General features: G+C 60.7%; 20 protein-coding genes. 18 read left to right on the top strand and 2 right to left on the bottom strand.

Features of this window, described 5'->3' with window-relative positions:
• The first annotated feature begins 45 nt into the window (after window positions 1–45).
• The 9 genes from RH950_RS12660 to RH950_RS12620 all read left to right on the top strand — a co-directional run bounded on the left by RH950_RS12660 (window position 46) and on the right by RH950_RS12620 (window position 8,070).
• The gene (locus RH950_RS12660; protein ID WP_350057266.1) at window positions 46–1,023 is read left to right on the top strand and encodes a septal ring lytic transglycosylase RlpA family protein; all 978 of its coding nucleotides are present in this window, start codon (window positions 46–48) and stop codon (window positions 1,021–1,023) included.
• 150 nt (window positions 1,024–1,173) lie between these two features.
• Window positions 1,174–2,349, top strand: coding sequence for a D-alanyl-D-alanine carboxypeptidase family protein (locus RH950_RS12655; RefSeq protein ID WP_350057264.1), 1,176 nt, complete (start codon window positions 1,174–1,176; stop codon window positions 2,347–2,349).
• Window positions 2,342–3,010 (top strand): dTMP kinase, encoded by a 669-nt coding sequence (gene tmk, locus RH950_RS12650; RefSeq protein ID WP_350057262.1) that lies wholly within the window; start codon window positions 2,342–2,344, stop codon window positions 3,008–3,010. The genes RH950_RS12655 and tmk overlap by 8 nt, the downstream gene beginning before the upstream one ends.
• Window positions 3,007–4,122, top strand: a complete 1,116-nt coding sequence (locus RH950_RS12645; RefSeq protein WP_350057260.1) for a DNA polymerase III subunit delta' — start codon at window positions 3,007–3,009, stop codon at window positions 4,120–4,122. The genes tmk and RH950_RS12645 overlap by 4 nt, the downstream gene beginning before the upstream one ends.
• A 99-nt stretch (window positions 4,123–4,221) precedes the next feature.
• The gene (gene metG, locus RH950_RS12640; RefSeq protein WP_350057258.1) at window positions 4,222–5,754 is read left to right on the top strand and encodes a methionine--tRNA ligase; all 1,533 of its coding nucleotides are present in this window, start codon (window positions 4,222–4,224) and stop codon (window positions 5,752–5,754) included.
• Window positions 5,755–6,573 (top strand): TatD family hydrolase, encoded by an 819-nt coding sequence (locus tag RH950_RS12635; protein WP_350057256.1) that lies wholly within the window; start codon window positions 5,755–5,757, stop codon window positions 6,571–6,573. It begins immediately after the preceding gene.
• 8 nt (window positions 6,574–6,581) lie between these two features.
• Window positions 6,582–7,358, top strand: coding sequence for an MBL fold metallo-hydrolase (locus tag RH950_RS12630; protein WP_350057254.1), 777 nt, complete (start codon window positions 6,582–6,584; stop codon window positions 7,356–7,358).
• A gap of 65 nt (window positions 7,359–7,423) precedes the next feature.
• Window positions 7,424–7,843 carry a glutathione S-transferase gene (locus RH950_RS12625; RefSeq protein WP_350057252.1) on the top strand — a complete coding sequence of 140 codons (420 nt, stop codon included), beginning with the start codon at window positions 7,424–7,426 and terminating at the stop codon, window positions 7,841–7,843.
• Window positions 7,798–8,070 (top strand): glutathione S-transferase C-terminal domain-containing protein, encoded by a 273-nt coding sequence (locus RH950_RS12620; protein ID WP_350057250.1) that lies wholly within the window; start codon window positions 7,798–7,800, stop codon window positions 8,068–8,070. Before RH950_RS12625 ends, RH950_RS12620 begins: the two co-directional genes overlap by 46 nt.
• Before the next feature lie 67 nt (window positions 8,071–8,137).
• On the opposite strand, the gene RH950_RS12615 is transcribed toward RH950_RS12620, so the two are convergent.
• Window positions 8,138–8,617, bottom strand: coding sequence for a hypothetical protein (locus RH950_RS12615; protein ID WP_350057248.1), 480 nt, complete (start codon window positions 8,615–8,617; stop codon window positions 8,138–8,140).
• 178 nt (window positions 8,618–8,795) lie between these two features.
• Here RH950_RS12615 and RH950_RS12610 point away from each other — a divergent pair, with 178 nt between their 5' ends.
• Entirely contained in the window at window positions 8,796–9,047 is a 252-nt protein-coding gene (locus RH950_RS12610; RefSeq protein WP_350057247.1) for a hypothetical protein, read from the top strand.
• Window positions 9,048–9,130: 83 nt separating this feature from the next.
• On the opposite strand, the gene RH950_RS12605 is transcribed toward RH950_RS12610, so the two are convergent.
• Entirely contained in the window at window positions 9,131–9,622 is a 492-nt protein-coding gene (locus RH950_RS12605; RefSeq protein WP_350057245.1) for a hypothetical protein, read from the bottom strand.
• 177 nt (window positions 9,623–9,799) lie between these two features.
• Here RH950_RS12605 and RH950_RS12600 point away from each other — a divergent pair, with 177 nt between their 5' ends.
• The 8 genes from RH950_RS12600 (at window position 9,800) to RH950_RS12565 (ending at window position 21,996) form a co-directional block, all read left to right on the top strand.
• Entirely contained in the window at window positions 9,800–10,378 is a 579-nt protein-coding gene (locus RH950_RS12600; RefSeq protein WP_350057243.1) for a VOC family protein, read from the top strand.
• An 84-nt stretch (window positions 10,379–10,462) separates the two neighbouring features.
• Window positions 10,463–11,767 (top strand): 4-aminobutyrate--2-oxoglutarate transaminase, encoded by a 1,305-nt coding sequence (gene gabT, locus RH950_RS12595; RefSeq protein ID WP_350057241.1) that lies wholly within the window; start codon window positions 10,463–10,465, stop codon window positions 11,765–11,767.
• Window positions 11,768–11,857: 90 nt separating this feature from the next.
• Complete coding sequence (locus tag RH950_RS12590) at window positions 11,858–12,802, top strand: carbon-nitrogen hydrolase family protein (RefSeq protein ID WP_350057239.1); 945 nt, start codon at window positions 11,858–11,860, stop codon at window positions 12,800–12,802.
• 217 nt (window positions 12,803–13,019) lie between these two features.
• Window positions 13,020–15,584: an aminotransferase class I/II-fold pyridoxal phosphate-dependent enzyme gene (locus tag RH950_RS12585; RefSeq protein WP_350057237.1), complete on the top strand. Its 2,565-nt coding sequence runs from the start codon at window positions 13,020–13,022 to the stop codon at window positions 15,582–15,584.
• 60 nt (window positions 15,585–15,644) lie between these two features.
• On the top strand, window positions 15,645–17,150 hold the full coding sequence (locus RH950_RS12580; RefSeq protein WP_350057235.1) for a biotin carboxylase: 1,506 nt from the start codon (window positions 15,645–15,647) through the stop codon (window positions 17,148–17,150).
• Window positions 17,151–17,165: 15 nt separating this feature from the next.
• The gene (locus RH950_RS12575) at window positions 17,166–18,173 is read left to right on the top strand and encodes a C45 family autoproteolytic acyltransferase/hydrolase (protein ID WP_350057233.1); all 1,008 of its coding nucleotides are present in this window, start codon (window positions 17,166–17,168) and stop codon (window positions 18,171–18,173) included.
• 109 nt (window positions 18,174–18,282) lie between these two features.
• Window positions 18,283–19,263, top strand: coding sequence for a TAXI family TRAP transporter solute-binding subunit (locus RH950_RS12570; RefSeq protein WP_350057231.1), 981 nt, complete (start codon window positions 18,283–18,285; stop codon window positions 19,261–19,263).
• Between the two features lie 120 nt (window positions 19,264–19,383).
• Entirely contained in the window at window positions 19,384–21,996 is a 2,613-nt protein-coding gene (locus RH950_RS12565; protein WP_350057229.1) for a TRAP transporter permease, read from the top strand.
• Window positions 21,997–21,998: the final 2 nt, after the last annotated feature.

The raw sequence follows: 21,998 nt of genomic DNA, 5'->3' as shown, positions 1-21,998 counted from the left end.
CATACCTGTTGTAATTAGAGCGCTGATCGGATCAAAAGGACAGACATGAAACCCCTCGCCACGCTCTCATTCATGACTCTTGCCCTGCTGCTGTCCGCCTGCGCCGAGACAGAGTTCGTCGTGCACACGGCCAAACAGGTTCAGAGTGCGACATCCGGCGACAGGCCAGACGGTCGCTACAAGGTTGGCTCTCCATATTCGATCAATGGCGTCTGGTACTATCCGCAAGTTGACTACGGATATGTAGAGACAGGAATCGCCTCCTGGTACGGGCCGAATTTCCATAACAAAGACACCGCCAATGGCGAGATTTTCGACGAGAATGCCGTCTCCGCCGCACATCGTACCCTGCCGCTTCCGAGTGTGGTACGGGTGACCAATCTGGAGAATGGCCGTGCCCTGGTGGTCCGGGTCAATGACCGGGGCCCCTTCGCGCATGGCCGAATCATCGATATGTCACGACGTTCCGCGCAATTGCTGGGTTTCGAACGCCAGGGGACAGCGAAGGTCAGGGTTGAAATTCTTCCCGAGGAAAGCCGCCAGCTTGCGGAAGGCTATAAATCCGGCAAACCGGTTCGACTTGCCAGCCTGAATACGGAACCGGTTCCCACACCGGCCGCGGCACCAAGTGTGGCTGTCTCCAAAGGCAGCGTGTCGAAGATTCCCGGAACCATCGTGCTGACACCGCCTCCGCCGCCGGTTTCCGTGGCGCCCAGTCCCGCGGATCAGGGCAGCGCGGTTGATCTCGCCCGTCAGTCCCGAAGCCAGGACGTAGTCCAGACCGAGCCGGAACAGACAGAAATCTTCGTTCAGGCCGGCGCCTTCACCAATGCGAACAATGCAGACAAGCTGACACAGATTCTGGCTGATGTAGGACCGGTCCGGATCGACCCAAGGCAGGTCGACGGCAAGTATTTCTACCGCGTGCGCCTCGGCCCCCTGCAATCGGTCGAGGATGCCGACCGGATTCTTGAGGCCATCATCGGCAAGGGTTATCCGGGCGCGCGGGTGATCGTCGAGTAACACAGACCACAGACGCCGGGAAAATTGGCTGAGCGGCCCCATGTCTCATTTAGATCAAATTTGTGCGTTATGCCGACAAGCGCCTGAGGATGTCGCAGGCGGAAACCTTTCAGACCAAATTGTCTCGTCATTCGGACGGGTGGGGAACTCATGAAGACAGTCGCCGACAAACTGAACGCCGCAGTCGGACGCATGCGCATTCATCTTGGCGTCACCGGAATGCTGGTGGCCATGCTTGTCTGCGTGCCGCAGGCATCCGCGCTCGATACCAGTGCCCGCGAGGCCATTCTGGTCGACTATGACACCGGCTCCATTCTCTTCCAGAAAGACGCCGACAAGCCGATGCCGCCCGCATCCATGACCAAGATCATGACGGTCTTCATGGCATTCGAACGCCTGAAGGACGGACGGCTTTCCATGGACGACACCATCGCGATCAGCGAGAAAGCCTGGCGCAAGGGCGGCTCGAAAATGTTCGTGAAGGTGAATACCCGGGTCGCCGTGCAAGATATTCTGCGCGGCATCATCGTGCAGAGCGGCAATGACGCGGCCATTGCCCTGGCAGAGGCCCTTGGCGGAACGGAAGAAGCCTTTGCCGAAGAAATGACCCGGCGGGCACAGGAACTCGGCCTGACCGGCAGCACCTTCCGCAACGCGACGGGGTGGCCCGACCCGGAACACCGGACGACGGCATATGACCTGTCTCGCATTGCCATCGAAACCATCCGGCGGTTCCCGGAATATTATCCGATCTATTCGGAAAAGACCTTCACCTACAACAAGATCAAACAGGGCAACCGGAACCCGCTGCTCTACAAGAATATGGGCTCCGACGGACTGAAGACCGGGCATACGGAAGCGGCCGGATACGGCCTGACCGCCTCGGCAATGCGGAACGGCCGTCGCCTTGTCCTGGTCGTGAACGGTCTGGAGAGCGTGTCCGCACGCTCCCGCGAGGGAGAGGCGCTGCTCGACTGGGGCTTCCGGGAGTTTGAAAACTACTCACTGTTCGAAAAAGGTGCGGTCGTCGCCAATGCAGACGTCTGGCTCGGCAGCGCCAAGACCGTGCCTCTGACGGTCGACAAGGACGTTGTGCTCACCCTGAAGCGCACCTCGCGGCAGAAAATGAAAGTCAGTGTGGTCTATGAAGGCCCGGTACCGGCCCCGATCGCTGCCGGCACGCAACTGGCAATCTTGAAGGTCTCCGCACCGGATATGGAAGATGTGACAATCCCCCTCTATGCCGCTGACGATGTTGCGCAGCTCGGCGTCTTCGGCAAGGTCGGCGCGGCGGTGGAATATCTGGTCTGGGGCAGCGGTGGCTGACCGTCCGGACCGCGCACGCGGGCGTTTCATTACATTTGAAGGCGGAGAGGGGGCCGGCAAGAGCACCCAGATCCGGATGCTGGCCGCCGCACTGGAGGCAGCAGGACAGAGTGTCTGCCTGACACGCGAGCCCGGCGGCTCTCCTGGCGCGGAGCAGATCCGCGCCCTTCTGGTGACCGGCGATACAGAACGCTGGGACGCCATGACAGAGCTTTTGTTGCACTATGCCGCGCGGCGCGACCATGTCCGCCGGCTGATCGAACCGGAGCTGGAAAAGGGCACATGGGTGCTCTGCGACAGGTTCGCCGATTCCAGCATGGCATATCAGGGATACGGTCACGGGCTCGACCGTGACAAGATCGCGGACCTGCACAAGATCGTGCTCGGCACGCTCAGCCCGGATCTGACAATCATTCTCGATCTCGACCCGAAAACCGGTCTGGCCCGCACCCGCGCCACGGACGAAGCACGGCGACGGGGCGACGAAGACAGGTACGAGCGCATGGAGCTCGCCTTTCATCAACGGATGAGGGACGGGTTCCGCGATATCGCCGCAGCCGCACCGGAGCGCGTTGTGCTGGTCGATGCGGAGGCAGATGCGAACAGTCTGAGCAGAACCATTGCCGGACATGTGCGCGAGCGTCTCGGGGCAGCTCTATGAGCGAAGAAAACGCCATTCCGCTGCCCAGGGCGACCGGAACCCTGATCGGCCATGAAGCGGCCGAGACGGCAATGCATGACGCCATTTCCTCCGGGCGCATTCCGCATGCCTGGATGATTACCGGCCCGCCCGGCATCGGCAAGGCGACCCTGGCCTTCCGGTTTGCCCGCTACGTGCTGTCCGGCGGCGCGGAAGAGGAGGGACCCGGCCTGTTCGGCGACGCATTGCCGGCGGCAACGACAGGTCTTCAGGTTTCCCGGGAAGATCCGGTATTCGCGCAGATCGCCGCCGGGAGCCATCCCGACATGCTGGTTGTCGAGCGCGGCTATGACGAAAAGCGCAAGAAGATGCGCGGCGAAATCGTCGTCGAGGATGTGCGCAAGATCGGTAACTTCCTGCGCCTGACGCCATCGCTCGGCGGCTGGCGGGTGGTCATCCTCGACAGCGCGGACGAGATGAACCGGAATGCCGCCAACGCGGTGCTGAAACTGCTGGAAGAGCCGCCGCGGCAGGCCCTTATCCTGCTGGTCAGCCACACACCCGGCCGGCTGCTGCCGACAATCCGGTCCCGCTGCCGGACCGTCCGGCTCGGGCCGCTGTCAGACAGCCAGATCGGCGAATTGCTCGCCGTCCATCAACCCGACCTCGCTCCGCAGACGACCGAAACCCTGGTTGCCCTTTCCGAAGGCAGCATCGGCCGCGCGCTTGCACTGGCGGCGGAAGGCGGCATTTCCGCGCTCGAGGATATTTTCGGCGCCTTGGGCGCCTATCCACAGCTTCACGACCTGGCCCTGCTGGAGCTGGCCGATCGCTGGACCCGGCCGGTCAAGGCGGAGGAGAGCGATCCCTTCGTGACCGGCATGAACCTGCTGGACTGGTGGCTCGGGCGGATCGCGCGGGATGCTGCGGCGGGCGCGCCGCCGGTCGACCGGGTCAGAGGGATGGGGCCAGCCGCCCGGAACCTGACCGGAATACTCGGTCCGGCCGGTGTTGCCGAACGCCGTGCCCGGATCACGTCACTGCTCGGCAAAGGCATCGGGCTCAATCTCGACAAGCGGCAATTGCTGATGGATGTGTTCCATTCGCTGGCGCCTGATCACCGCGTGTCCTGACGTTTCGTCTTGAAACTGACAGGAGCGGGCGGTACCTCAATGCACCAGATTCACCGACTGCCCGCCTGAACGGACAGCGACCGCCGATCGGATAGCTTCATGAGCGCGCATTATTACCTGACGACGCCGATCTATTACGTCAACGACAAGCCTCATATCGGCCATGCCTATACGACGCTTGCCTGCGACGCACTGGCCCGGTTCAAGCGTCTGGACGGTTATGAGGTCAAGTTCCTCACCGGCACCGACGAGCACGGACAGAAGGTCGAGACCGCGGCAGAGAATGCCGGAATTGACCCGCAAGCCTTTACCGACAAGGTGTCGCAGAATTTCCGCGACCTTGCCGGCGTGATGAATTTTTCCAACGACGATTTCATCCGGACAACGGAAGAACGGCACAGGAAAGCCTGCCAGACCATCTGGAACAAGTTGCTGGAGAAGGGGCACATTTATCTCGGCGCCTACGAAGGCTGGTATTCAGTGCGCGACGAGGCCTTCTTCACCGAGACCGAGGTTGTCGACGGCAAGGCGCCGACAGGCGCACCGGTCGAATGGGTGGAAGAGCCGAGCTATTTCTTCGATCTTTCGAAGTGGCAAGAGCCGCTCTTGAAATATTACGAGGAGCATCCCGATTTCATCGCGCCGCCCGCACGCCGGAACGAGGTGACGAGTTTCGTCAAATCCGGCCTGCGCGACCTTTCGGTTTCGCGTACGAGCTTCAAGTGGGGCGTGCCGGTTCCGGGCGACGATGCCCATATCATGTATGTCTGGCTTGACGCCCTGACGAACTACATCACCGCTGCCGGCTATCCCGATACCGAGAGCAGTGACTACAAGGCCTTCTGGCCGGCTGACCTGCACATGGTCGGCAAGGATATCCTGCGTTTCCATGCGGTCTACTGGCCGGCCTTCCTGATGGCCGCCGACTTGCCGCTACCGAAACGGGTCTTTGCGCACGGCTGGTGGACCAACGAGGGCCAGAAGATCTCCAAGTCCGTCGGCAACGTGATCGATCCGCTGGAGCTGATCGAGAAATACGGGCTCGATCAGGTGCGCTACTTCCTGTTGCGTGAAGTGCCGTTCGGCAATGACGGCGATTTCTCGCACACCGCCATGATCAACCGGATGAACAGCGAGCTGGCGAACGATTTCGGCAACCTGTCACAGCGCGTGCTGTCGATGATCGCGAAGAATTGCGATGGCACGGTGCCGGCGCACGGGGATTTCACCGAGGCTGACAAGGTTCTGCTGGATGCGGCTGCGGGCCTGCTCGATACGCTCCGGCAGGCCTATGACGCGCAGGCCTTCAACAAGGCGCTGGATCAGGTCTGGCAGATCGTCGGCGATGCCAACCGCTATGTCGACGAGATGGCCCCCTGGGCGCTGAAGAAGACCGATCCGGACCGGATGGCGACCGTGCTCTATGTGCTGGCCGATACCATCCGCGTGCTCGGCGTGTTGATGCAGCCGGTTGTGCCTGACAGCGCAGCGAAGATGCTGGACCAGCTTGCGCTCGGCGCCGAAGACCGGAAATTCGCCGCTCTCGGCACCCGGCTGGTGCCGGGAACCGAGCTGCCGAAGCCGGTGCCGGTATTCCCGCGCTATGTCGAACCGGAAACAGCGGAGGCCTGAGTGAACGCGCCGGCTATCGTCGACTCGCACTGCCATCTCGATTTCGAGACCTTCGAGGACGAGCGGGACGAGGTCATCGCCCGTGCCCGGCAGGCAGGGGTCTGCCGCATGGTCACGATCAGCACCCGGGTCACGACCTTTCCGAAAATCCGCGCGATCGCGGAGCAATATGACGATGTCTTCTGCTCCGTCGGGATTCACCCGCACCAGGCCGGAGAAGAACCGGAAGTGTCTGTCGAGGAACTGGTCGCGCTCGCCGAACATCCGAAAGTGGTGGGCATCGGTGAATCCGGTCTCGATTACTTCTACGACAGCGCCCCGCGCGACGCACAGCGCCGCAGTTTCACCACCCATATCCGGGCGGCGCAGGAAACCGGCCTGCCGCTGATCGTCCATGCCCGCGATGCGGATGACGACACGGCCGACCTGCTGGAAGCGGAATATGCCCGCAAGCCCTATACGGGCGTGCTGCACTGCTTCAGCAGCGGCCGCCGGCTGGCCGAGCGGGCACTCGATATCGGCTTTTATGTCTCGCTGAGCGGCATCATCACCTTCAAGAACGCCGAAGACGTCCGATCGACGGTGCGGGATGTGCCGCTGGACCGGCTGCTGGTCGAAACGGACTCTCCCTATCTCGCGCCGGTGCCGAAACGCGGCAAGCGGAACGAGCCGGCCTATGTCGCCCACACCCATGCGGCTCTGGCCGGCCTGCGCGGCCTCCCGGAAGCGGAGATGGCCGGCCTGACGACGCGGAATTTTTTCCGTCTGTTCTCCCGGGTTCCCGTCCCGGCGGATCTTGATCTCGACGGCGCGGCCTGAATTCGCCCATGAAGATCACCATGCTCGGCTGCGGACCGTCCTCCGGTGTTCCGGTTATCGGTGACGGATGGGGCGCCTGCGATCCGGCCAACCCGAAGAACCGCAGGCGGCGCCCGTCTATCCTGCTGGAAGAGGGCGGAACAACAGTGCTGGTCGACACCACGCCGGACCTGCACGACCAGCTTATCGACGCTCAAGTCTCCGACCTGGACGCGATCCTCTACACCCACAGCCATGCGGACCATGTGCACGGCATCGACGATGTCCGGCCGCTCTGCTGGGGAACGGGTAAGCAGATCCCCACCTATATGGACGCCAAGACCCGGAATGATCTCTTCAAGCGGTTCGCGTACATGTTCGAGAAGACGCCGGACAGCCCGCCCCACTTCCGCTCGCCGCTGAGCGCCCGCAACATGGCCGCGGGCGATATTCTGGAGATCGGCCCGCTCTCGATTGAAATCTCGGAACAGGATCACGGCCCGAGCGGCACCTCGCTTGGCCTGATCGTCAACAATGTCTTCGCCTATTCGACCGACGTCGCCGTCTTTACCGACGCCGCGCTGGACAGGTTGCGGCACATCCCTGTCTGGATCGTTGATTGCCTGCGCATCGAGCCGGCCCGCAGCCATGCCAATCTGGAGACCGCACTCGGTTGGATCGAAAGAGTTCAGCCGGGCAGGGCGTATTTCACCCACATGGCCGCCTCACTCGATTACGGGGAAACCCTCGCGCAATGCCCACCCGGCGTCGAGCCAGGGTATGACGGGTTGGTCATCGAGATCTGACGGATTGCGCAACGGCTGCCGAGCCGTACTATGAGCGCCTTGCTACAGGTGTCGGGAGCGGGCGGATGTTGAAAGTCTGGGGACGGCGCAGCGCGTTCAACGTGCAGAAAGTCATGTGGCTGATCGGCGAGCTCGGACTGCCTCACTACCATACGGACCTGGGCGGTGCGGCCGGCGGTCTCGACGATCCGGCCTTTCTCGCCATGAACCCGCACGGCCGGGTTCCGGTGATCGACGATGACGGCACGATTGTCTGGGAGTCCCATGCCATCCTGCGCTATCTGGCAGCGGTCCATGGCGATGCCGCGCTGTGGCCGGACGATCCCGCAAAACGATCGGAAGCAGACCGCTGGATGGACTGGGCACAGACCAGCCTGCAACCGGCGTTTCTGACCGGGATCTTCTGGGGCTACTACCGTACTCCGGAAGCGCAACGTGATTGGCCAACCATCCGGCAAAACCAATACTTACAAACCAATACCTAACGCGTCTCGACGACGCCCTGGACGGACGCGATTTCCTCGGCGGCACGCAGCCCGGTCTGGCGGATATTCCGGCCGGAACCCATCTCTACCGGCTCTTCGGCATGGATCTGGAAAGGCCGTCCGTGCCGCGGGTCGCGGCCTGGTATGAACGCCTGCAGGAACGACCTGCCTACCAGGAACATGTGATAATCCCGTTCCAGGATCTAAAGGGCCGGATCAGTTTCTGAGACAAGATTTAAAGTCATGAAAGTTCTTTAGTTTCTTATTGTTACAGAACCTTGTTGCCGTGAATCGTCAGATGGCATCGAGGTCGAGCAGGGACCAGTCGGCCGGTTTACCCTCCGCCTTGGCCCGGCGGCGCAGCATGCTCCTGAATCCGTTCCGCGCCATTTCCAGATCCAGGCGCAGATCAAACCGCTTCGATACCGTTTCCGCGACATCAAGCAGGGTCTCGAACCCCTCCAGGCAGCGCTCCTCGTCCCAGGCATTCTGGTTCGCCAGGATAAGCCAGCGCGGCTGCTGGCGCTGCATGGCAGCGACGAACCCCGCGGCGCCATCGGGTCCGGAGGGATCCGGCAGGGGCGGTATCACTTCGCGGACATAAAACTCCATCCAGCGGTCGAAATACCCCCGCAGTTCCAGAACCGGTTCCGCGCCCGCATCCGGAAGGCCATCGCAATCCGGTGCAGCGGCAAAGCGCTCGTAGAGCAGGTCTTCGATGAAGACTTCCAGGAACTCGTACAGCGTGGTGGTCGATCCGATGGCATGGAGCATGCCGGCGAGCTCCTTCGGGACGACCGTTATATAATCGTCGCGCTGTGAGCTCCTGTGGGATCGGTTGCGCTGCCCCGCATGCCAGGTGATGACCCGGCCCGGTTTCTTTAATGCGTCTTCGAGTGCTATTCTGCCCACATCAGCTTCCAGATGGCCGCGACCAAGGGACCGAAACCGAATGATAGACCCGAATCTGATCGGCGAGTTACAGAAAGATCACCAGAAACTGCTTCTGAGCAAGGACGAGGCGGCTGCATTCCTTGGTGATCTCGCCGCGCTATGCCGACAGCACCATGTGCTGCTGCGGACATCAGACGGGATGATCCGATTCTCCAAGAGTTTCGAGAATTCGGACACGCGGACCACGTTCAAGACACTTGTCGATTCCGAAGGGCGTGCACCGGCCGCGAAGATCGCCCTGAAGGACTGAATCCCAGTTTAGGGAATGCTGCGGCCTGATGGGCCAATAGATTGCAAGTCAGATTACCGGCTGGAAAAGGCACAGCCGGAAGATCAATCGTTGTCCGCGTTCATTTGTGAAAGCTGGCTGGAGACGGGCTGCATATAACCGTCCCGGGACTCCGGCAATCCGGCTCGCAGCGGATCCACGTCAATCTCACTCTGCCTGACAATAGGCGGAACAGCCGGTTCGTCTTCGGCTTCGCTTTCATCTTCCGGCGATGTCATGGACAAGGGTTCCAGATCGTTCCGCATCCACCAGTACCAGAAACCCTGCTCGCGCATCCATTTCTCAAGCCGCGTCAGATCGGTCCATTCCCGCGGCAGGCCGCGTGCGCTGTAGACACGGGCCAATTGGGTATCGACATATGCCAGGACTCCCCAGGCAAAGGGATGCTTTTCCTGATCGCCGAAACCACCACCCTGCTGCTGGCGGTAGGAGCGATAGACAACAGCATATTCGCCCAAGCGGCCGGCCGCCCGGAGAACCGGGATATCTGCCTGCGTAATCGTCGTTGTCACGCCCAGAGACACATCTTGCATCATAGTGTTGACTTTCGCCGAATCAGATCACATCATTCGCCATGGTGTACATCATGATAAATGGTGATCTGATTCTGCGCCACGGGTTTTTTCCGGGCGCACCGGCCGGCAACGCCTGCAATCAGGCAGGTTGCGGCGCGGAGACCACGCCATTGACCCTTCCAGACAGGAACTGACGACATGACCAGGAAAGTCACACCGACACCAAAAGGCTACGGCACCGTTACACCGCAATTGGTGGTGCGAGATGCGGAAGCTGCACTTTACTATTATCAGGAGGTCCTAGGCGCCTCTGTCCTGTCCCGGCTCAATGCCGAGGATTCGGATACCATTCTTCAGGCAGAACTGAAGATCGGGACGTCCATCGTCCGTGTCATGGACGAGATGCCTGCTTTCGGCATTCTCTCCCCGGCTGGATTCGGTGGCACCTCCGTCGGCATGCATCTCTATCTTCGGAACACAGACGAGATCTGGGAGCGGGCAGTGACGCACGGCGCCGGCATTCTCGTGCCTTTGGCGGACCAGCCGTGGGGCGAGCGATACGGTAAATTCATCGACCCGTTCGGACATGTCTGGAGCATCTCGCGCCGCATTGCACAGGGCACCGCCGCGCCGCAGCCAATGGCAGACGAGCCGGTGAACGCATCCATTTCCGGTTTTTCCGTTCACGAACCCCGTGCGGACAGCGCGACCCCGACGATTGAGCAGGCGATGTCCGGCTTTGCCGCTGCAGCGGACACGGACAGCAAGGCCGCCTGAACAAAGGGACAAAAAAGCGACCGGCCTGCGACCGGTCGCGGGACAGCACGGATCATCAGGTTTCGTCATATGAGGAGAACAGCGATGACGACCAACGACTCTCTGAATGTTCGCCGCCAGGCTGCAACGCCGCGCGGTGTTGCGACTGCCACAACGGTCTTTGCCGAACGGGCGGAGAATGCGGAATTGTGGGACGTCGAAGGCCGGCGTTTCATCGATTTCGCCGGCGGGATCGGGGTGCTGAACACGGGACACCGGAATCCGTTGGTGATGCAGCGTGTCAACGAGCAACTCGACCGCTTCACGCATACGGCCTATCAGGTCGTTCCGTATGAGCCCTATGTGGAACTTGCCGAGCGCCTGAACGCGCTGGCGCCGGGCAACACACCGAAGAAGACCCTGTTCGTCACGTCGGGTGCGGAGGCAATCGAAAACGCGATCAAGATCGCCCGCGCCCATACCGGCCGGCCTGGGGTCATTGCCTTCAGCGGTGGCTTCCATGGTCGTACGCACATGACAATGGGCCTGACCGGCAAGGTCGTTCCCTACAAGAAAGGGTTCGGCCCTTTCCCCGGCGAGATTTATCACCTGCCATTTCCGATGCCCGCGCATGGGGTCACGGTCGACGACACGTTCAAGGCCATGGACCGGTTGTTCAAGGCGGACATCGATCCCGCACGCGTCGCAGCCATCGTCATCGAACCGGTTCAGGGCGAGGGCGGTTTCCACATTGCCCCAACCGAATTGCTGCAGCGGCTGCGGACGCTCTGCGATGAACATGGCATCGTCCTGATCGCGGACGAGGTCCAGAGCGGCTTCGGGCGGACCGGCAAGCTCTTCGCCGTCGAACATGCCGGCATCGAGCCGGACATCATCACCACGGCCAAAAGCCTGGCTGGCGGGTTCCCGCTTGCCGGCGTGATCGGCAAGGCCGACATCATGGACGCGCCGGAACCGGGCGGCCTCGGGGGCACCTATGGCGGCAGTCCGATCGGGTGCGCGGCGGCTCTCGGCGTTCTTCAGGCCATCGAAGAGGGAAAGCTGCTGGAACGAAGCACCGAGATGGGCAAGCGCATGATTGCCCGGATCAACCGGATTGCGGCGCGCAACGATGTGCTCCCGATCGGGGATATTCGGGGACTGGGCGCCATGGTTGCGTTTGAGCTGGTCAAGGCACCCGGCAGCATGGAGCCTGACCCGGACGCGGCCAAGGCTCTGTGCGCACGTGCGCTCGAGAATGGCCTGCTGCTGTTGTCGTGCGGTGTCTATGCGAATGTGATACGCATTCTTGTGCCGTTGACCGCCGAGGACAACGTGCTGGAAGAGGGGCTGGGCATGCTCGAGAAATCTCTTTCCGACCTCGCCGTCGGCCGGGTTGCCGCCGAATAGCGACGGCATGGGCTATGATGAGGACAATGCGTTGCCACGTCGCTGCGACTGGTCGATGCTGGTATTTATTGAAAATTGGAGCATTACTAAATGACACCGTTCGCCATCGCCGGAGTCCAGATGCATGTGTCCGCGACACATGAGAATGTGACCGCGATGACCCAGAAAATCGACCTCGCAATGGTCCGGTTCCCCTGGGTCCAGATGATTCTGTTCAGCGAATTGGCACCCTTCGGACCACTCCCGACGAACCATCCGGAGAATCTGGATGCAGTCCTCTGGGCGTTCCAGGAGAAGGCGCGCCAGCACAATATCTGGATCATTCCCGGCTCAATGTTCGTGCGGGAAGGGGAGCACCTCTTCAATGAGTCGGTGGTCATAAACCCGCGGGGTGAGATCGTCTCACGCTATCGGAAGATGTTTCCATTCGCGCCCTACGAGCATGCTGTCACGGGCGGCGATAAGTTCCTGGTCTTTGATGTCCCCGATGTGGGCCGCTTCGGCCTGTCCATTTGTTACGACATCTGGTTCCCGGAAACCACGCGGCAATTGTCCGCTATGGGGGCGGAAATCCTGCTCCACCCGGTGCTGACCGCCACAATCGATCGGGATATCGAGCTTGCCATCGCGCGCTCCACGGCGGCCATGTTCCAGTGCTATGTTTTCGACATCAACGGGCTCGATACCGGTGGCACCGGACGGTCCTGCGTGATCGGACCGTCCGGGAACGTGATCTACCAGGCAGCCGGCCAGGAAGAAATCATTCCGATCGAGGTTGATCTCGATATGGTACGCCGGCAGCGTGCTACCGGATTGCGTGGCCTCGGGCAGACCCTGAAGAGCTTCAGGGACCGCAATTGCACGTTTCCGGTCTATTCCGAGCAGAATGACCCGCGATACCTGGACAGCCTCGGTGTCTTGACCATGCCGGTGCAGGGAACCCGTGAAGGCATTGGCGTACCCCCGCCGGCCAGCTTCCTTGAACCGCACGTCCCGGGAAATGAGCATCTGCCAGCCGACAATGTAGAAACTTGAGCAAAAATGGGGGGGGGGCACTCTTCGTGTCCGTTAGATCATGGCAAAAGCTAAAGCGGTTACTGACAAGCATTCTCTCAGTCAGTACTACAACGCGTCGTCGTTCAGAGCGGATACTTGGAACAAGGTAAAAAACCTGTGTCAGCGCCTCGCCGAGGGACGCGGGCGTGAAAACGACGTAAAGCAGGTTGGTGAATTCCTCACTTTGCTAACCCCGATGGAGGAATACTTTGCCTTCCCGGGGCGCCATGCCGTCCATCAGATCGCCGGATTGCTGCAGGAAGAAGATTTCGAGACGCTCTTCAATCTCGTGGGACAGATCGTCGGCGCCTTGATGAGCGAGAGCTATCGCCGCAAGCACGTCAATTTGTCCGCCCATCTCGATCCGTCCGTTGACGAGGATGCAGACGAAGAGCCGGACGAGCGAATGCGCCGGCGGCCCTATTTCGAGGTGCTCATCGTCGATGACCTGAGCCAGTCGCAGCAGCGCCAGCAGCGCCAGAATCTCGTCGATCTACGCCGGGAAGAGGACGGATTCACCTACGAGCCCGTTTTCGTGCACAGTTTCGAAGATGCCCTGATCGCCGTCCTGTTCAACCAGGCCATCCAGTCTGTCGTCATCCGGTTCGGCTTCCGCCTGCACTCGAACCACAACATGCCGGTCCTGCAGCGCTATCTCAACCAGGCCCAGCACGGCGATATCGACGATCTGGAGCCGCAGGACTACGGCATCGTGCTGGCCGATATCATCGCCAGCGTGCGCCCGGAACTGGATCTCTTCCTGGTCACGGACCAGGCCGTCGAGGATATTGCCGGCCGGGTCGGCGCGGCCTGCCGCCGGGTGTTCTACAACCGGGAAGATTTCCTGGAACTGCACACCAACATTCTCCGCGGCATTGATTCCCGCTACGAGACGCCGTTTTTCAACGCGCTGAAGCACTATTCGAAGCAGCCGACCGGCGTGTTTCATGCCATGCCGATCTCGCGCGGGAAATCGATTGCCAAGTCCCACTGGATCAAGGACATGGGCGAATTCTACGGCATGAACATCTTCATGGCGGAGACATCGGCAACCTCGGGCGGGCTGGATTCCCTGCTCGAACCGCACGGGCCGATCAAGAAAGCCCAGGAACTGGCGGCGCGGGCTTTCGGCTCCCGCCAGACCTTCTTTGCGACCAACGGAACATCAACCTGCAACAAGATTGTCGTGCAGGCACTCGTGAGACCGGGCGACATCGTTCTGGTCGATCGTGACTGCCACAAGTCGCATCATTACGGCCTCGTCCTGACCGGCGCGGAGGCGATCTATCTCGACTCCTATCCGCTTCATGAATATTCCATGTACGGCGCGGTTCCTCTCCGGGATATCAAGAGGAACCTGCTGGAGTTGCGCAAGGCCGGCAAGCTCGACCGCGTCAAGATGCTGCTGCTCACCAACTGCACGTTCGACGGCATCGTCTACAATGTCGAACGGTTCATGGAAGAGTGTCTGGCAATCAAACCGGACCTGGTCTTCCTGTGGGACGAGGCATGGTTCGGCTTTGCCCGGTTCGGGCCGACCTACCGGACCCGCACCGGGATGCATGCCGCAGAGACATTGCGCAAGAAGTACCGCTCCGCCGAGTACCGGAAGCTCTATGCCAGCAAACAGAAGCAGCTGGCGAAGATCGATCCGGACGACGTCGAGGCGCATCTCGGCAAGCATCTCTATCCGGACCCCGACAAGGTGCGCATCAGGGTCTATACGACACAATCCACGCACAAGACCCTGACAGCCCTGCGCCAGGGCTCGATGATCCATATGCACGATCAGGATTTCAGCTCGAAAGTCGAGGAATCGTTCCACGAAGCCTACATGACCCACACATCGACCTCGCCGAACTACCAGATTCTGGCATCGCTGGATGTTGGCCGGCGCCAGGTGGAACTGGAAGGTTTCGAGCTGGTTCAGAAGCAGGTGGAGCAGGCCATGATCCTGCGTCAGCGGATCCGCACACATCCACTGCTCAGCAAGCATTTCAAGGTGTTGACGGTCGGGGACATGATCCCGGCCAGCCACCGGCAATCCGGCATTGAAAGCTATTACGACCCGGAGCGTGGCTGGAACGAGATCTGGGACGCCTGGGCTGGCGACGAATTCTGCCTCGATGCCACGAGGGTGACGCTTTTCGTCGGCGGAACGGGCCTGGACGGCGACAGTTTCAAGAACGAAATCCTGATGGACAAGTTCGGCATCCAGGTCAACAAGACCTCGCGAAACACCGTGCTGTTCATGACCAATATCGGCACCACGCGGAGTTCGATAGCGTACCTGATCGAGGTCCTGGTGAAGATCGCCAACGAACTCGAAGAGCAGGCGGAGGACATGAGCGGGCCAGAGCGCAAGGTGCAGGAGCGCAAGGTCCACTCACTGACCTATGATCTGCCGCCGCTGCCCGATTTCTCGCGCTTTCACAATGCCTTCAGGCCGGATCCGGACGGCACCACGCCGGAAGGAGACATGCGATCCGCCTACTTCCTCGCCTATGGCGAAGGTGAATGCGAGTATCTCGGCCTGACAGACGGAACCCTCGATACGGCGATGAATGCAGGACGCGAGGTCGTCTCGGCAACTTTCGTCATTCCATATCCACCCGGCTTCCCGATCCTCGTCCCCGGACAGGTCATCAGCGCGGAAATCATCGAATTTCTGCGCAACCTCGATGTGAAGGAAATACACGGATACAGGCCGGATCTCGGTCTACGCGTCTTCACGGAGGAGGCTCTCAACAACCGCCTCTGAGACCGCGAGACCACAACAAACGATACAAAAAACATGAGCACAAACGCAGGGAGCTCGAAAATGGCAGCCAAGGCTAAAAGCAAAAAACCGGTCGCAAGAACCCCGCGCCCGAAAGCGCCGAAAAAACATCTCAAGAACATCTCCGAAGTCCGGCGGTATTTCCACAGGAACGAAGATCCGATCTTCTTCATCAGCGCCACGAACTTCAACCTTCTCGGCATTGATGAATGGTGCAAGAACTTCCATTATATCAATTACATAGATTGTTATGATGGGCGACATCCGAATACGTTTGTCCCGACAGAGCAGCCGCATCCCGAGTTCGAGTCGATCGAGGACATAAACGCCTATCTGCTTGAGCACAAAGAGGTCATCGACTTCATCAAGTCGAAGGGTGGAAAGCCGAAAGCGGTGTTCCTGATGTTCGACGAACGTGTTGAGAAAATCTGCAAGGAGCTGGGAATCCAGGTCTGGTTTCCCAAGGCGAAACTGCGCGAAAAGATCGATCACAAGATTGAAACGGTCCGGATCGGCAACAAGGCCGGCGTGCCCAGCGTCCCCAATGTGCTCTCCGTCGTGAAGAGCTGGGAGCATCTGCAGGAAGTCGCAAAGCCGATCGGCAAAGATCTTGTTCTGCAGTCGGCCTTCGGCGATTCAGGCCACACCACTTTCTTCATCAAGACCGAGGCCGACTTCCGCCGCCACGAGCACGAGATCGTCGGCAAGGGCGAAATCAAGATCATGAAACGGATCACCTGCAGGGGGTCCGCGATCGAGGCCTGCGCGACGAAGAAAGGCACCATCGTCGGGCCGCTGATGACCGAACTTGTCGGCTTCAAGGAACTGACCCCCTATCGGGGCGGCTGGTGCGGCAACGAGATCTTTGCCGATGCATTCGATCAGAAGATCCGTGATGCTGCCCGCAAATACACCTACGATTTCGGCAACCAGCTGGTTGCCGAGGGTTATCGCGGATATTTCGAATTGGATTTCCTGATCGACCAGGATACGGGCGAAATCTATCTTGGCGAGTGCAATCCGCGTGTCACCGGCGCCAGTTCGATGACCAACCACGCTGCGTTCGCGCATGCCGATGCACCGCTGTTCCTGTTCCACCTGCTGGAGTTCTCCGGCGTCGATTTCGATCTTGATGTTGAGGAACTCAACAACCGCTGGGCCGATCCGGACAATATCGACGGCTGGTGCCAGATGGTGATCAAGCATACCGATGACGATGTCGACATCATCACCCATGCGCCTGAGAGCGGGATCTGGCACATGCTGCCGGACGGCAGTGTCGAATATAACCGGTTCGACTATCACCGGCGCGCCGTCAGCAGCGAACAGGAAGCGTTCTTCCTGCGGATCAGCGGCACCGGCGATTTCCGCTATGAAGGCGCGGATCTCGGGATCCTGATCACGCGCGGCCGGGCGATGGGCAACCGGTTCGGCCTGACGAAACGCTCAAAGGCCTGGATCGACGGCATCAAGAACCAGTACAGGGCCCGCCCGCTGCCCAGCGCTCTGCCGGCTGATACGGGTGCGCCTGCATTCAAGATGCTTTGAGAGGCCTGCGTTTTGGTGCCGAACACCAATAATGAGGCGGTGCTGACGTTCCAGGCCGTGGCCGAAGCCACGGCCGGGGAACGTTGGCGCGCGCTCTTCGACTATCACTGGCCGGCATATCAGCGGTGGTTCCTGTCTGACGGCATCGAAGCCCGGCAGACCTATCTGGCCGGTCTGCGCGCCATGCAGCAGTATATGCCAGAGCTAGTGCCAACGTATGAGCGGCTGGTGCAACTGGCGGGCGGCGGCGATCTGGCGGCCAGGTTCCTCAGCTACTATTGTCCGCCCCCCTACCTTTCCGGTTGTTCGCAGGCCGTCTGGCAAGGGAACGAGCCATTGCTGGTCCGTAATTACGATTACCCGCCGACACTGTCCGACGGTGTCATTCTCGGCTCTCACTGGAACCGCAGGAATGTCCTGGGCATGACTGACGGTCTGTTCGGACTGGTCGACGGAATGAACGAGGATGGATTGGCGGTTTCCCTGACATTCGGAGGCAGGACCATCGTCGGCGACGGTTTCGGCGTTCCGATCATCATCCGCTATCTGCTGGAATTCTGCCGCAATACCGCGGAAGCCGAAAAGGCCTTGAAACGCATCCCCTGTCACATGGCCTACAACGTGACCGTGGTTGACCGCAAAGGGTTGCATTTTACGGCTTATCTGTCGCCGGACCGGAAGGCGGTAATCACCGATTCTCCGGTCGCCACCAATCACCAGAAGGAAGTGGAATGGCACCGGCACGCACGGGCCACGGCAACGGTCGAGCGAGAGCGATACCTGCTGCAACGGTTGACCCTGCACAAGGAGCCGGCAGACAGGTTCATTGGGGCTTTTCAGCGGCCGCCGTTATACTCCACGGCCTATGATCGTGGCTTCGGCACCCTGTATACGGCAGCCTATTGGTCGGCCCGCGGCGAGGTCGAGTATCGCTGGCCCGGTCAGGTCTGGCGGCACAAGGTCTCTGCGCCGGACGAGAGCGTTCGTCATATCCGATATCCACTCGGAACGATAAGCGCCTGAAATTATTGCTGTGAAAGGAATGCATTCAAAAAATCACAAGTTTATATAAATTAGGGTAGAGGTAACCACCCCGACGGGTAAACCGTCTAGCAATCACAGGGAGATTGAAATGAAAAAGTATCTCGCATTTTCCGCAGCGGCCCTCCTGGCCGGGCATGTCCTGGCCGCGGGGACACCCGCCATAGCCGCGGAAGAGAAATTCATCACCATCGGCACAGGCGGTCAGACCGGCGTCTATTTCGTCGTGGGCCAGTCCATCTGCAAGCTGGTGAACCGCAACACCTCCAAGCACGGCATCAAATGCACGGCGCCGTCCACGGGTGGATCCATCGCCAACATCAACGCCATCAAGGCCGGTAACCAGGATATGGGCGTCGCCCAGTCCGATTGGCAGTATCATGCCTATAACGGCTCCGCCAAATTCGAGTCCGATGGCGCGTACAAGGATCTTCGTGCCGTGTTCTCCGTACATGGTGAGCCCTTCACGGTTGTTGCCAGAAAAGATTCCGGCGCCACGACTTTCGACGATCTGAAAGGCAAGCGGGTCAATGTCGGCAATCCTGGCTCCGGTCAGCGGGCGACGATGGGTGTTGTCCTGGATGCGCTCGGATGGTCCGAAGACGCGTTTGCACTGGCTTCAGAGCTGAAGTCTTCCGAGCAGGCAGCGGCGCTCGGCGACAACAAGGTTGATGCGATCGTCTTCACCGCCGGTCATCCGAACGGCTCGATCCAGGAGGCGACCACCACCACGGACGCGGTGCTGATCCCGGTCACCGGTCCGGCGATCGACAAACTGGTCAGCGAAAACCCTTACTACGCGCACGCCACGGTTCCTGGCGGCATGTATCGGGGCAACGATTCCGACACCAAGACTTTCGGCGTGAAAGCGACCTTCGTCTCCTCGGCCACGGTGCCTGACGATGTCGTTTACCAGGTCGTCGCGGCAGTCTTCGACAATTTCGACCGGTTCAAGAAGCTGCATCCGGCTTTCGCCAACCTGAAAGAGTCGGACATGATTTCCGGCGGTCTGTCGGCACCGCTGCATAGCGGCGCGGCCAAGTACTACAAAGAAAAAGGCTGGTTGAAGTAATCCAGCCTGATCAAAGGTTCCGCCGCCATATCGGCGGCGGAACCCTCTCTTGCAAGAATGAAATCCCAGTCAGCTGGATGATACTTGGCATCCCGAAAGCATCGGCCACGGAGGCAAACCATGAGCCAAACGACAAGCGATAAGGGCACTCCTGCCGATCCGGTCGACCTTGAAGGTCTGGTCGCGGCAGCGGATACGGGTGCACGAAATCCGGGGCCGAAAACCACAACGGTCATGTTCTCGATTGCCCTCGCCTGGTCACTGTTCCAGCTCTGGTTCGCATCCCCGCTGCCCTTCGTCGTTCATTTCGGTGTGTTCAACGACACCGAGGCGCGCTCGATCCATCTGGCCTTCGCCATTTTCCTGGCCTTCCTGGCCTATCCCGCTTTTTCGAAATCACCGCGCGACTACATCCCGATCACGGATATCGTCTTCGCCTTTCTGGGCGCGGCGACCGCATCGTATCTGTTCATTTTCTACCGTGACATCGCAGATCGTGTAGGCGCCCCCATCACGCAGGACATGGTCGTCGCCGTCATCGGCGTCATCCTGCTGCTTGAAGCAACCCGCCGGGCCCTCGGGCCTGCTCTTGCCATCGTCGCCTCGGTGTTTCTGCTGTACACCTTCCTCGGCCCCTACATGCCGGGCATCATCGCCCATAAGGGCAACTCGCTCTCCGAAGTGGTGAACCACCACTGGATCACCACCGAGGGCGTGTTCGGCATCGCGCTTGGCGTGTCGACGAGCTTCGTCTTCCTGTTCGTCCTGTTCGGCGCACTGCTCGACAAGGCCGGCGCCGGAAACTACTTCATCCAGGTCGCCTTTTCCCTGATGGGCCACATGCGGGGAGGGCCGGCCAAGGCCGCCGTCGTCGCCTCGGCCATGACCGGCCTGATCTCCGGCTCCTCGATCGCCAACGTGGTGACCACGGGCACCTTCACCATCCCGCTGATGAAACGCGTCGGGTTCAGCGCCGAGAAAGCCGGCGCCGTCGAGGTGGCATCCTCCGTCAACGGGCAGATCATGCCGCCCGTGATGGGCGCCGCGGCGTTCCTGATGGTCGAATATGTCGGCATTCCCTATTTCGACGTGGTCAAACATGCCTTCCTGCCGGCCCTGATCAGCTACATCGCGCTGGTCTATATCGTTCATCTGGAAGCGATGAAGCTCGGCATGGAAGGCCTGCCGCGGGCCGTGGAGCCGAAGCCCTGGATGCAGCGGCTGATCGGTTTCGTCTTCGGTGTTGCCGTCATCTCGGGCCTGTCCATGGCCGTTTACTACGGTCTTGGCTGGATGCGCCCCGTGCTCGGCGGCTATGCCTCGCTGGTGGTGCTGGCGATGATCGGCGCAGCCTATGTCCTGCTCGTCCGCTTCGCCGCGACCTACCCCGACCTGAAGATGGACGATCCGGACGAGCCCATCCTGCGCCTGCCGGCGCCGGCGCCGACCATCAAGTCCGGCCTGCATTTCCTGCTGCCGGTCATCGTGCTGGTCTGGTGCCTGATGGTGGAGCAGCTGTCGCCCGGCCTGTCCGCCTTCTGGGGTTCGGTCCTGATGATCTTCATCCTGCTGACCCAGCGCCCGCTGTTTGCCTATTTCCGGGCCGACAGCGACATGGCGACCGAAGTCAAGCGCGGCTGGTTCGAACTGCTGGACGGTCTCGTCACCGGCGCCCGGAACATGATCGGCATCGGCATCGCGACGGCCACGGCCGGCATCATTGTCGGCGTCGTCAGCCAGACCGGTGTCGGCTCGGCCCTGGCCGATGTCGTCGAGGTCCTGTCCGGCGGCAACCTGCTGGCCATTCTCTTCCTCACCGCCATCCTGTCGCTGATCCTGGGCATGGGCCTGCCGACCACGGCGAACTACATCGTGGTCTCGGCCCTGCTTGCCCCGGTCATCGTCACCCTGGGACAACAGAACGGACTGATCGTGCCGCTCATCGCGGTGCATCTGTTCGTGTTCTATTTCGGCATCATGGCGGATGTGACGCCGCCGGTCGGCCTGGCATCCTTTGCCGCCGCCGCCGTGTCGGGAGGCGAGCCGATCAAGACCGGGTTCGTGGCCTTCTTCTATTCCCTGCGCACTGCGGCCTTGCCGTTCCTGTTCATCTTCAACACCGAACTGCTGCTGATCGGTGTTGATTTCATCCACGGATTGTTCATCTTCCTGGTCGCGACAGGGGCCATGCTCCTGTTCGCGGCCGGCACCCAAGGGTGGTTCCTGGCCCGGAACAAGCCCTGGGAGACGGTGCTGTTGCTGCTGCTCGCCTTCACCTTCTTCCGGCCCGGTTTCTGGATGGACATGATTTCTCCGCCCTCGGTCGAACGGTCGCCGACGGAGCTTGCAGACGCCTTCGCCGAAACCCCGGACGGGGAGAAGATCCAGCTCCGGATCAACGGCATCGACGATGTCGGCAATGCACGAAGCTGGGTCGTTCTGCTGCCGGTGAACGGCAGCGGCACCGGCCCGGAACGGATCGAGAGCGCGGGACTGACTTTGCGTCAGGACGGCGAGAAGGTCATGATCGACGACGTCGCCTTCGATTCCCCGGCCAAGGAAGCCGGGCTCGATTGGGACCAGGAGATTGCGGTCGTGCTGCAGCCTGTCGACCAGCCGTCCAAATATCTGATGTATATCCCCGCGGTCATCTTTCTGGGCGGCCTGGTGGCCCTGCAACGCAGCAGAGCGCGCCGTGACCCAGCTGCCGGCACCGCCGAAAATCAGGCTTAGGA

Origin of the sequence: Nisaea sp., assembly GCF_040217065.1 — a bacterium.
Taxonomy (GTDB): Bacteria; Pseudomonadota; Alphaproteobacteria; order Thalassobaculales; family Thalassobaculaceae; genus Nisaea.
This window is presented reverse-complemented; position numbering and strand designations above follow the sequence as displayed.

Excerpts from the sequence above, each read along its gene's own strand:
- gabT (WP_350057241.1), top strand. The coding sequence starts at position 10,463 with ATGACGACCAACGACTCTCTGAATGTTCGCCGCCAGGCTGCAACGCCG.
- RH950_RS12590 (WP_350057239.1), top strand. The coding sequence starts at position 11,858 with ATGACACCGTTCGCCATCGCCGGAGTCCAGATGCATGTGTCCGCGACA.
- RH950_RS12655 (WP_350057264.1), top strand. The coding sequence starts at position 1,174 with ATGAAGACAGTCGCCGACAAACTGAACGCCGCAGTCGGACGCATGCGC.
- metG (WP_350057258.1), top strand. The coding sequence starts at position 4,222 with ATGAGCGCGCATTATTACCTGACGACGCCGATCTATTACGTCAACGAC.
- RH950_RS12565 (WP_350057229.1), top strand. The coding sequence starts at position 19,384 with ATGAGCCAAACGACAAGCGATAAGGGCACTCCTGCCGATCCGGTCGAC.
- RH950_RS12610 (WP_350057247.1), top strand. The coding sequence starts at position 8,796 with ATGATAGACCCGAATCTGATCGGCGAGTTACAGAAAGATCACCAGAAA.
- RH950_RS12625 (WP_350057252.1), top strand. The coding sequence starts at position 7,424 with ATGTTGAAAGTCTGGGGACGGCGCAGCGCGTTCAACGTGCAGAAAGTC.
- RH950_RS12645 (WP_350057260.1), top strand. The coding sequence starts at position 3,007 with ATGAGCGAAGAAAACGCCATTCCGCTGCCCAGGGCGACCGGAACCCTG.
- RH950_RS12600 (WP_350057243.1), top strand. The coding sequence starts at position 9,800 with ATGACCAGGAAAGTCACACCGACACCAAAAGGCTACGGCACCGTTACA.
- RH950_RS12570 (WP_350057231.1), top strand. The coding sequence starts at position 18,283 with ATGAAAAAGTATCTCGCATTTTCCGCAGCGGCCCTCCTGGCCGGGCAT.
- RH950_RS12605 (WP_350057245.1), bottom strand. The coding sequence starts at position 9,622 with ATGATGCAAGATGTGTCTCTGGGCGTGACAACGACGATTACGCAGGCA.
- RH950_RS12585 (WP_350057237.1), top strand. The coding sequence starts at position 13,020 with ATGGAGGAATACTTTGCCTTCCCGGGGCGCCATGCCGTCCATCAGATC.
- RH950_RS12660 (WP_350057266.1), top strand. The coding sequence starts at position 46 with ATGAAACCCCTCGCCACGCTCTCATTCATGACTCTTGCCCTGCTGCTG.
- RH950_RS12580 (WP_350057235.1), top strand. The coding sequence starts at position 15,645 with ATGGCAGCCAAGGCTAAAAGCAAAAAACCGGTCGCAAGAACCCCGCGC.
- RH950_RS12630 (WP_350057254.1), top strand. The coding sequence starts at position 6,582 with ATGAAGATCACCATGCTCGGCTGCGGACCGTCCTCCGGTGTTCCGGTT.
- RH950_RS12615 (WP_350057248.1), bottom strand. The coding sequence starts at position 8,617 with ATGCTCCATGCCATCGGATCGACCACCACGCTGTACGAGTTCCTGGAA.